This window comes from Actinophytocola sp. (assembly GCF_035712165.1).
Lineage (GTDB): Bacteria > Actinomycetota > Actinomycetes > Mycobacteriales > Pseudonocardiaceae > DASYTH01.
On sequence record NZ_DASTBH010000015.1, the window covers coordinates 1 to 9,804 of the forward strand.

The following is a 9,804-nucleotide window of genomic DNA, read 5'->3' on the forward strand; positions in this document are numbered from 1 at the left end:
GGCCCGCCGGGCCGGCCCGGCGGCGGCGTCTGCTGGCGCGGCGGAAGCGAGCGCGGGTCGACCGCGGGAAGCTGCTGGGACGACGGCTGATGGTGCCGGGACCGGTGCGAGTTGCGGGGCGGCGGTTGCTGGTCGTCGCGGACCGGGGTCAGTCGGCTACTGCTCTCCGAATTCACCCGGTCGACGATCGAGTAGGCGCCCGTGTCGGAGGGGTCGTCGCGCCGGCGCCTGCGGCGCGGCGCGTTTTCCGGCGGCTCAGCGCCGTACATGGCCAGCAGCTCAGCGACCGTGCGCTGCTGGGTCCCCTCGGGTCCGCCTTCGTGACTCATCGACTCCACCGTGCCTGACGCCGGTCGGATCGTCCAGCGTGCGAGGTCATCGGGCTCCCGCCTCCTGCTTCGAGTTCACGCCAGTGTGATCCTCACCATCCGTCTGGTCCAGCCGTCGCAGAATGACACCCTCTCGTAGCGCCCAAGGGCAAATCTCGAGCTCCTCTCGTGACAGAGCCCTCATCGCGGCCTGCGCCACCAGCGCCCCGGCCACGAGTTGGTGCGACCGGCTCCCACTCACCCCCTCCAGCTCGGCCAGGTCCCCGGCGGACATCCGCGAGATGAACGCGATGAGCTGGCGCAGCCCCGGCTCGGTCAGCACCCGCCGGACCCGGGGACCGGCCGCGGAGGGCGCGGCGCCGGCCAGCCGGGCCAGCGTCCGGAACGTCTTGGAGGTGGCCACCACCCGGTCCGGCTCGCCCAGCTTGCCCAGCTTCTTCGCCACCGGGGCGAGCTGGCCGGTCAGCCACTCCGCGGTCTCGTCGATCTCGTCGCGCTCCGGCGGGTCCGAGGTGAACCGGGTCCTGGTCAACCGCCCGGCGCCGAGCGGAAGCGAGGTGGCGAAGTCCGGGTCCTCGTCGATGCCGGAGGCGATCTCCAGCGAGCCGCCGCCGATGTCCAGCACCAGCAGCCGCCCCGCCGACCAGCCGTACCACCGGCGGGCGGCCAGGAAGGTCAGCCGGGCCTCGTCCTCGCCGGAGAGCACCCGCAGGTCGACGCCGGTCTCGTCGGTCACCCGGGAGAGCACCTCGGCGGCGTTGTCCGCCTCGCGCACCGCGGAGGTGACGAACGCCATCAGGTCCTCGCAGCCGAGCTTCTTGGCCGACGTCGCGGCCGCGGCCACGGTGCGCACCAACTCCTCGGACCCGGCCTTGGACAGGTCGCCGTTCTTGGTGATCCGCTCGGCCAGCCGCAGCACGGACTTCTCCGACCGTGCCGGGATCGGGGCGGCGCCCCGGTGGGCGTCGACCACGAGCAGGTGAACGGTGTTGGAACCGACGTCAAGCACCCCTAGGCGCACAGCCAAACGTTACCTGGGTGGGCGACGCACCGGGTCACGACTCGAATTTGTAGCCCAGCCCGCGCACGGTGACCAGGTACCGGGGCGCCGCCGGATCGGGCTCGATCTTGGACCGCAGCCGCTTCACATGCACGTCGAGGGTCTTGGTGTCACCGACGTAGTCCGCGCCCCACACCCGGTCGATCAGCTGGCCCCGGGTGAGCACCCGGCCGACGTTGCGCAGCAGGTACTCCAGCAGGTCGAACTCCTTGAGAGGTAAGGGGATCTCCGCGCCGTCGACGGTCACCACGTGCCGTTCCACGTCCATCCGGACCGGGCCGGCGGCGAGCACCTGGGGCAGGTCGCCGTCGGCCGCTTCGCCGCCCCGGCGCAGCACCGCGCGCACCCGGGCGATCAGCTCGCGGGCCGAGTACGGCTTGGTGACGTAGTCGTCGGCGCCCAGCTCCAGCCCGACCACCTTGTCGATCTCGCTGTCCCGGGCGGTCACCATGATCACCGGCACGGTCGAGCGCTGGCGCAGCGCCTTGCACACGTCGGTGCCGCTCATGCCGGGCAGCATCAGGTCGAGCAGCACGATGTCCGCGCCGTTGCGGTCGAACTCCTCCAGGGCCTGCTGGCCGGTGGCGGCCACGGCGGCGGTGAACCCCTCCTTGCGCAGCAGAAAGGCGAGCGGATCGGCGAAGGACTCCTCGTCCTCCACGATGAGCACCCTGGTCACTGTCCCGCCTCTCCGGAATTCACTGTTCCGCCTCTCCGGAATTCACTGCTGTCGGTGCGTTCCGGCGCATGGTGCGGTTGTCGGGTTGATGGTGGCTGGGCGCCGTCACGGTCCCCTGAGGTGCGGTGCGCGGGGCCGGGGCGGTCGGGCCGTGCGCCGGGATGCGCAGCGTGAAGGTGGACCCGGTGCCCGGCCGGCTCCACAGCCGCACCTCGCCGCCGTGGTTGGCCGCGACGTGCTTGACGATCGCCAGGCCAAGCCCGGTGCCGCCGGTGGCCCGGGAGCGCGCCCGGTCGATCCGGTAGAAGCGCTCGAAGACCCGCTGCTGCTCCTCCTCGGCGATGCCGATGCCCCGGTCGGTGACCGCGATCTCGACGAAGCCGTCCGTCAGCCTGCGGCTCACCGTGACCGGGCTGCCCGGCGAGCTGTACGCCACCGCGTTCTCCAGCAGGTTGGACAGCGCCGTCACCAGCAGCATGCGGTCGCCGGCCACCAGCAGCCCGCTGTCGGCGTCGGTGGTGACCTCGATGCCGGTCGCCTCCATGGCCGGCGCCGAGCGGCCCATCGCCTCGCGCACCACCGCGTCCACCTCGACGGTGTTCAGCTCCGGCAGGCGTTCGGCGCCCTGCAACCGGGACAGCGCGATCAGCTCGGTGACCAGGGTGCCCAGCCGGTTGGCCTCGTGCAGGATCTTGCCGGTGAACCGGCGCACCGCGGCCGGGTCGTCCGCGGCGCCCAGGACCGCCTCGGCCAGCAGCGCCATCGCCCCGACCGGCGTCTTCAGCTCGTGGCTGACGTTGGCGACGAAGTCCCGCCGGGTCGCCTCCAGCCGGACCGCCTCGGACTCGTCGGCGGCGTCGACGACGGTGAACCCGTCGCCGAGCGGGCGCACCTCGCCGAGCACGGCCTGCGGGTCCCGGCCCTTCGCGGACAACGGCGAGAGGTCGATCTCCACCGGCTCGGCCGTCTCCCGGACCAGTTCGGCGGCCTTGCGGGCACGGGGATCCACCTGGTGGCTGTGCACCAGGCCCAACTCGGCCGCGCGCGGGTTGTGGATCACCACGTCGCCGAACTGGTTGAGCACCGCGATGCCGTTGTGCGAGGAGTGCACCAGCCGCTGGATCAGGCCGGCCACGGTCAGGCCGACCGGACGGCGCTGCGCCACCCGGCGGCGCACCCGGCCGAGCAGAAACCCGGCCACGCCGCCGGCCAGCAGAAGGCTGATCGACAGCGTCAGCCACGCCCCGTCGGTCACGCTCGCATCGTAGGCAGGACTGCGCCCGAAAGGACCAGTCCACAGTGATCAGAGTGGCCGACGCGATACCTGTCCCGCGGTTGTTCTCCGCCCGGTCAGACCGCGTTCACCCGTTCGTGTCCAACTCGCCCAGATCGGCATCGCGGAGCTCGATCCGGCCGGCCGCCAGGTTCTCCTCCAGGTGCCGCACCGAAGAGGTGCCCGGGATGATCAGGATCGCCGGCGACCGGTGCAGCAGCCAGGCCAGCGCGACCTGCCGGGCGGTGGCCCCGTGCCGGGCGGCGACCCGCTCGGCGGCGCCCAGCTCCAGCGGCTGGAAGCCGCCAAGCGGGAAGAACGGCACGAACGCGATGCCCTGACCGGCGCAGGTGTCGACCAGCTCGTCGTCCTGCCGCAGGTTCAGGTTGTAGAGGTTCTGCACGCACGCCACCGGGGCGATCGAGGTGGCCTCGGCGAGCTGCGCGCCGGTCACGTTGCTGATCCCGAGGTGGCGGATCAGGCCCTGCTCGCGCAGCTCCGCCAGCGCCGTGAACGGCTCCGCGAGCGAGCCCTCCCCGGGGGCCATCCCGGTGCTGGGCATGAGCCGCAGGTTCACCACGTCCAGCCGGTCCAGGCCGAGCCGGTCGAGGTTGTCGTGCACGGCCTGGCGCAGCTCCGCCGGCGAGCGGGCGGGCAGCCAGGCGCCGGTGTCGTCCCGCCGGGCGCCGACCTTGGTGACGATCACCAGGTCGTCCGGGTAGGGGTGCAGGGCGGTCCGGATCAGCTCGTTGACCACGTAGGGGCCGTAGTAGTCGGAGGTGTCGATGTGGTTCACGCCCAGCTCGACCGCGCGGCGCAGCACCTCGACCGCGGCGTTCTTGTCGGCCGGCGGCCCGAACACGCCGGGACCGGCCAGTTGCATGGCTCCGTAGCCGATCCGGCCCACCCGCAGGTCACCGCCGAGATCCCAGTGCCCAGTCTCGTTTCCCATGGCGTCCAGCCTGGCCGGTGGCCGCCGGGCCGGTCCGGCGGGTGGCAGCAAGCTGCCAACCTTTGACCATCGCGGGCCGCCGACCGAGAATCGATCTCGATGGAAACCGGGAACGAGCTCGCGGTGATCCGCGGCCACGCCGAGCTGTACGAGCGGACCTGGCACCTGTTCACCTCGGCCAAGACCGAGATCGCCTGTGCCGCCAACGACCTGTTCACCTGGGTGAGCGCCAAGGCGGCCCCGGCGATGCCGGCGGAGCCGCTGCCGGGCTTCTCGGTGCGCAAGCTCTACCGGCCCGCCGTGCTGCTCGACCCGGTGCGCGCCGGCCACGTGCGGCGGTTGGCCGAGCACGGCGCCCGGATCCGGATCACCACCGACGAGATCAACGAGACGATCCTGATCGACCGCCGGGTGGCGATCCTGGCCGGCGACACCGCGCACGGCGAGCGCAGCTTCAGCGTGGTCTGGGCGCCGGACGTGGTGGCCGCGGTCGGCTCGCTGTTCGATGCGGCCTGGCGGGCGGCGACCGACCTGGCCGGCTACGACCGGGAGCTGGCCGAGCTGCGCACCCTGGCGCCGCGGATCCTCGAGCTGCTCGGCTCCGGCTGCAAGGACGAGACCGCCGCGCGGACGCTGACCCTTTCGGTGCGCACCTACCGGCGCCGGGTGGCCGAGCTGATGGCGGCGCTGGGGGCGACCTCCCGGTTCCAGGCCGGCGTCCGGGCGCGGCAGCTAGGCCTGGTCTAACTGATCCGCCTCTCCGGAATTTTGATGCGGTGGTTACGTTCCGGGGAAGGGTGCGGTCGTCGGGTGGATTGTGGCTGGGTGCCGTCACGGTGCCCATGAGGTTGCCGTTGATCGACCCAGACCTCACAGATGATCTATGGAACAGGCTTTAGCGGCCCTGGTTGGCGACGGCGGCCGCGGCTTCGGCGGCGGCGTCCGGGTCGAGGTAGGTGCCGCCCGGCGTGCGCGGCCGCAGGTCCTCGGTCAGCTCGTAGACCAGCGGGATGCCGGTGGGGATGTTCAGCCCGGCGATGGCCTCGTCGGAGATCGCGTCCAGGTGCTTGACCAGGGCGCGCAGCGAGTTGCCGTGCGCGGCGACCAGGGTGGTGCGGCCGGCGCGCAGGTCGGGCACGATCGCGCTGTCCCAGTACGGCATCAGCCGGGCGACCACGTCCTTGAGGCACTCGGTGCGGGGCAGCGCGGCGCCCAGCCCGGCATAACGAGGGTCGGCGTCCTGGCTGAACTCGCTGCCCAGCTCGATCGGCGGCGGCGGCGTGTCGTAGGAGCGGCGCCAGAGCATGAACTGCTCCTCGCCGAACTCCGCCAGGGTCTGCTTCTTGTTCTTGCCCTGCAGGGCGCCGTAGTGCCGCTCGTTCAGCCGCCAGTCGCGGTGCACGTCGATCCAGTGCCGGTCGGCCACGTCCAGGGCGATGTTGGCCGTGTTGATCGCCCGGCGCAGCAACGAGGTGTGCACCACGTCGGGCAGCGTGCCGGACTCGCGGAGCAGTTCGCCCCCGCGCCGGGCCTCGGTCTCGCCCTTCTCGGACAGCGGCACGTCCACCCAGCCGGTGAACAGGTTCTTCGCGTTCCACGTGCTCTCACCGTGTCTGAGCAGCACCAGCGTCCCAAGGCCCATGGGGCACAGCGTGCCAGAAACCGCGTGCCCTGGCCGCGTCGCCCGGCGCTCACCCAATCGAGGGACGGCCGGTAAGCGTGATGACGCACGGTGGGCTTTCGACAGGACTTCGTGACCGAATCGTTACTTACAGAGGGCGATAACGCTCAGCCGGATGACGTGGTGGCCTTGTGTAACTACCCGACTTCTGACAGGTTGACAGCGCTCCCCGAATCAGCTCCCACGCACTCCCTGATTCGGTAGGAGCGAACAAAAAGTGCGGCTCGTCTCCCCTGCCGGGCCGCACCCCGCCGGGAACCCGGGTGCCCCCCGCCAAAGGGATTCCGTTGCGGCGGGCCTGACGCGGGGCGGCTCGAGAACGCGACTCCCCCCTCGCTCGAGCCGCCCCGCGAACCGCCCCCTAAGCCTTCGCCTCCGGCACCGGCGCTCCGGCCGGTCGCGGCCGCCGGCGCCACCATCGGTACAGCAACACCCCCGGAATGCCGAGCACGACCAGGAACGGCAGCAGGGCGCCGATCACCTCCAGCACCACACCCCCGGCGGTCAGAAACGCGTTCCAGCCCCCGGCCAGCGCGGCCAGGAAGCCGCTCTTGTCCTCCGCCGGCGGCGGAGCGGCCTCGCCCCTGGTCACCCGGACCGTCACCCGGGACAGCCCCACTCGGCCGGCCAGCGTCTCCCGGCGCTTCTCCAGCGACTCCAGATCGGCCTCCCGCCGGGTCACCTCGCTCTCGATCCGCACGATCTCGTCCACGGTCTGCGCCCGGGCCAGCAGCGCACGCACCCGCTCGACGCTGGACCGCTGGGTGGTGATCCGGCTCTCCACGTCCACCAGCTGCTCGGTGACGTCCTCGCTGCTCATCGTGCGCGAGCTGATGTTCTCGGCGGGAACGAGCCCGGACAGCTCCGCCACCGCCTTGTCGAACTGGTCGGACGGGATGTGCAGGGTGATCGACGCCGCACTGCCCCGGACCTCCTCCTGACCGGCGAAGCCGCCCCGGTTGATCGCCACCTCCCGGGCCCGGGTGGCCACCCCGGCCACGTCCGGCGACACCAGCTCCAGCTCCGCCGTCCGGATCAGCTTGCGGTCCACCCCCGGCTGGCTGACCTGCTGTTGCTGCTGTGGCTGTGGCGCGGAACCGTCCGCCTTGGCCGGCGGGTTCGCCGCGTTGGCCTGCTCGGGCGCCGCGGGCGCCACCGCGTCCGCCGCCGAACCCCCGCTGCTCGCGGTCGTCTCCGGGTCCGCGCTGCAGCCCGCCAGCACACCCCCGGCCAGTAACAGCCCGGCCAGGCCCACCCACCGTCGTGTGTTCATCCGTCCTCCAGGTGCCGATCTGATGTCAGGCAGACGGAGGAAGCCCGGGCCGCGGTTGGCCCGAAGCCGTCACGAGTCGGACTCGGCTCGGCTCAGTCGTCGTGATCTTCGATGAGGTGGGCGAACGCGGCGAGGTTGGCCAGTGACTCGCCGCGATCGGTGCGCCAGGCCCACTCCCGCCGGATCGAGCCGGCGAACCCGAGCTCCAGCAGGGTGTTGAAGTCGCCGTCGGCCGCTTCCAGCACCTGACCGAGCAGCCGGTCCAGCTCGTCGGCGCTGACCCGGTCCAGTCCGACCCGGCCGATCAGGTAGATGTCGCCCATCTTGTCCAGGGTGTAGCCCACCCCGTAGAGCTTCGCGTTGCGGCGCAACAGGAACCGGTAGACCTCCGCATGCGCCTCGTCCGGCCGCCGGCACACGAACGCCTCCACCAGCAGGCCGTGCCGGCCCACGATCAGCCAGCAGTTGGTCTGCAGCTTCTTCGTGCCCGGCAGCGTGACGAAGAACCGGCCCGGCGCCGGGTTCTGGTAGGCCAGCTCCCGTTCGTCCAAAGTGGACCGGATGAGCTCGGAGACCTCGGTCACACCGCCACCTCGGTGCCCAGCAGCGCGCGGCGGAAGGCGAGCGAGGCCTCGGCGTACTCCCTCAGCAGCGTGTCGGTGGTGCGGTCCCAGGAGAACAGGGCCGCGTGCGTCACCGCGCCGCCGGCCAGCCGGCCCGCGACCTCCGGCCGCAGCACGGTTTCCAGCGCGTGGGCCCACGCCGCCGGCTCGTGCCCGGTCACCAGCAGGCCGGACCGGCCATCCGCGACCGCCACCCGCAGCCCGCCGACCGCGGCCGCCACCACCGGCGTGCCGCAGGCCTGCGCCTCCAGCGCCACCAGGCCGAACGACTCGTTGTGGCTGGGCACCGCGACCACGTCGGCCGCGCGGTACACGCCGGCCAGCGCCCGGGCCGGCTGCGGCGGCAGGAACCGCGTCAGCTCGGCGATACCCAGCTCCGCCGCGAGATCCCGCAGCGCGGCCGGGGCGTCCAGGCCGGTGCCGGACGGCCCGCCGGCCACCAGCACCACCAGCCGCTCGCGCGGCACCGCCCCGCGGCGCAGCAGTTCCGCAGCCGCGCGCAGCAGCACGTCCGGTGCCTTCAGCGGCTGGATCCGGCCGACGAAGGCCAGCACCACCGCGTCCCCCGGCAGGCCGAGCGCGGCCCGCGCGGCGGCCCGGTCACCGGGCCGGAACAGCTCCAGGTCCACCCCGGGCGGCACGGCGCGCACCCTGTCCGGCGCCGCGTCGTAGAGCCGCACCAGGTCGGCGGCCTCGACCGGGGTGTTGGCCACCAGCCGGTCCGCCTCGTCCACCACCTGCTGCTCGCCGATCACCCGGGTGCGCGGCTCGGGGGTGTCCCCGGCGGCGAGCGCGGCGTTCTTCACCTTGGCCAGGGTGTGCGCGGTGTGCACGAGTGGCACCCCCCAGCGCTCCCGGGCGAGCCACCCCACCTGCCCGGACAGCCAGTAGTGCGAGTGCACCAGGTCGTAGTAGCCGGGCTCGTGCCGGGCCTCGGCGCGCAGCACGCCCGCGGTGAACGCGCACAGCTGGGCGGGTAGCTCGTGCCGGCCGAGACCCTCGTACGGGCCCGCGTGCACGTGCCGGACCAGCACCCCGGGCGCCAGTTCCGCCACCGGCGGCTGGTCGGAGGACGTGGCCCGGGTGAACACCTCGACGGCGACACCGCGCCGGGCCATCCGGGTGGCGGTCTGGGTGATGTAGACGTTCATCCCGCCCGCATCGCCGGTGCCCGGCTGGTCGAGCGGGGAGGTGTGCACGGACAGCACCGCGACCCGGCGCGGCCGGTGCAGCCGCACCACATCGTCGGGGCTCACGTCGTCGTCCTCCCACAGCGCTCCACCAGCTCGCGCAGCGCCCGGTTGAACTCGTCGGGCCGCTCCGCGAACGGCACATGTCCCACTGCCTGGAACCAACGCAGGGACGCGCCCGGAATCTTCCCCGCCGCGTACTCGGCGGCGCCGGATGCGACCACCGCGTCGGCCGTGCCGTGCAGCACCAGGGTGGGTACGGTCACGGCGCCGAGCACGTCGGCGCTGCCCAGACTGCGCCGGAACATCGCGCGCCGCACCCGGGGCGGCACCAGCAGGAACTCGCCCAGCCTGCGCTGCACCAGATCGCCCGGGTCCGGCTCGGCGGTCAGGCCGGCGGCCAGCCGGGTCAGCGCCGGCACGGCGACGGCCGGGTCCTCGGACAGGAAGTCCCGGACGCCCTCGGCCATCAGCGGGCCGAGCGCCCCGCCCGGATGACCGGCGCCGATCTCGGTGACCGCGCCGGCCAGCACCAGGCCCGCCACCCGGGACTGGCCGCACACCCGCAGGTAGTCGGTGATCACCAGGCCGCCGTAGGACGAGCCGACCAGCACCGCAGGCGCCGCGGCCAACTCCAGCACCGCGGCCAGGTCGGCCGCCCAGACCTCGGGGTCGTCATAACCGTCCGCGCTCACCTCGGACGCGCCGTGCCCGCGCAGGTCCACCGCGAGCAACCGGAACCGG

At 72.8% G+C, this 9,804-nt stretch carries 10 protein-coding genes and 1 pseudogene; 1 reads left to right on the forward strand and 10 read right to left on the reverse strand.

The window, feature by feature from the left end; translation table 11 throughout:
• The 5 genes and pseudogenes from VFO68_RS00705 to VFO68_RS00725 all read right to left on the reverse strand — a co-directional run.
• Positions 1 to 329, reverse strand: a pseudogene (locus VFO68_RS00705) (hypothetical protein); the annotation flags it as partial.
• A 46-nt stretch (positions 330 to 375) separates the two neighbouring features.
• Positions 376 to 1,350, reverse strand: a complete 975-nt coding sequence (locus VFO68_RS00710) for a Ppx/GppA phosphatase family protein (RefSeq protein ID WP_325156137.1) — start codon at positions 1,348 to 1,350, stop codon at positions 376 to 378.
• A 34-nt stretch (positions 1,351 to 1,384) separates the two neighbouring features.
• On the reverse strand, positions 1,385 to 2,068 hold the full coding sequence (locus tag VFO68_RS00715; RefSeq protein ID WP_325156138.1) for a response regulator transcription factor: 684 nt from the start codon (positions 2,066 to 2,068) through the stop codon (positions 1,385 to 1,387).
• A gap of 19 nt (positions 2,069 to 2,087) precedes the next feature.
• Positions 2,088 to 3,323 (reverse strand): sensor histidine kinase, encoded by a 1,236-nt coding sequence (locus tag VFO68_RS00720; RefSeq protein WP_325156139.1) that lies wholly within the window; start codon positions 3,321 to 3,323, stop codon positions 2,088 to 2,090.
• Positions 3,324 to 3,429: 106 nt separating this feature from the next.
• Complete coding sequence (locus VFO68_RS00725; protein WP_325156140.1) at positions 3,430 to 4,293, reverse strand: oxidoreductase; 864 nt, start codon at positions 4,291 to 4,293, stop codon at positions 3,430 to 3,432.
• 99 nt (positions 4,294 to 4,392) lie between these two features.
• On the opposite strand from VFO68_RS00725, the gene VFO68_RS00730 reads away from it, so the two are divergent.
• Positions 4,393 to 5,040, forward strand: a complete 648-nt coding sequence (locus VFO68_RS00730; RefSeq protein WP_325156141.1) for a DNA-binding response regulator — start codon at positions 4,393 to 4,395, stop codon at positions 5,038 to 5,040.
• 148 nt (positions 5,041 to 5,188) lie between these two features.
• On the opposite strand, the gene VFO68_RS00735 is transcribed toward VFO68_RS00730, so the two are convergent.
• The 5 genes from VFO68_RS00735 to VFO68_RS00755 all read right to left on the reverse strand — a co-directional run.
• On the reverse strand, positions 5,189 to 5,935 hold the full coding sequence (locus VFO68_RS00735) for a phosphoglyceromutase (protein WP_325156142.1): 747 nt from the start codon (positions 5,933 to 5,935) through the stop codon (positions 5,189 to 5,191).
• Positions 5,936 to 6,335: 400 nt separating this feature from the next.
• Complete coding sequence (locus VFO68_RS00740) at positions 6,336 to 7,247, reverse strand: DUF4349 domain-containing protein (protein ID WP_325156143.1); 912 nt, start codon at positions 7,245 to 7,247, stop codon at positions 6,336 to 6,338.
• 92 nt (positions 7,248 to 7,339) lie between these two features.
• A complete protein-coding gene (locus VFO68_RS00745) occupies positions 7,340 to 7,831 on the reverse strand; it encodes a YbjN domain-containing protein (RefSeq protein ID WP_414635444.1) in 492 nt (163 codons plus the stop codon).
• On the reverse strand, positions 7,828 to 9,126 hold the full coding sequence (mshA, locus tag VFO68_RS00750) for a D-inositol-3-phosphate glycosyltransferase (protein ID WP_325156144.1): 1,299 nt from the start codon (positions 9,124 to 9,126) through the stop codon (positions 7,828 to 7,830). The genes VFO68_RS00745 and mshA overlap by 4 nt, the downstream gene beginning before the upstream one ends.
• On the reverse strand, positions 9,123 to 9,804 hold a 682-nt coding region (locus VFO68_RS00755), incomplete at its 5' end, for an alpha/beta hydrolase (RefSeq protein WP_325156145.1). The genes mshA and VFO68_RS00755, both read right to left, overlap by 4 nt.

What these genes read in the sequence shown, in the direction of transcription:
- VFO68_RS00725 (WP_325156140.1), bottom strand. Translation starts at nt 4,293, where the DNA reads ATGGGAAACGAGACTGGGCACTGGGATCTCGGCGGTGACCTGCGGGTG.
- VFO68_RS00730 (WP_325156141.1), top strand. Translation starts at nt 4,393, where the DNA reads ATGGAAACCGGGAACGAGCTCGCGGTGATCCGCGGCCACGCCGAGCTG.
- VFO68_RS00735 (WP_325156142.1), bottom strand. Translation starts at nt 5,935, where the DNA reads ATGGGCCTTGGGACGCTGGTGCTGCTCAGACACGGTGAGAGCACGTGG.
- VFO68_RS00740 (WP_325156143.1), bottom strand. Translation starts at nt 7,247, where the DNA reads ATGAACACACGACGGTGGGTGGGCCTGGCCGGGCTGTTACTGGCCGGG.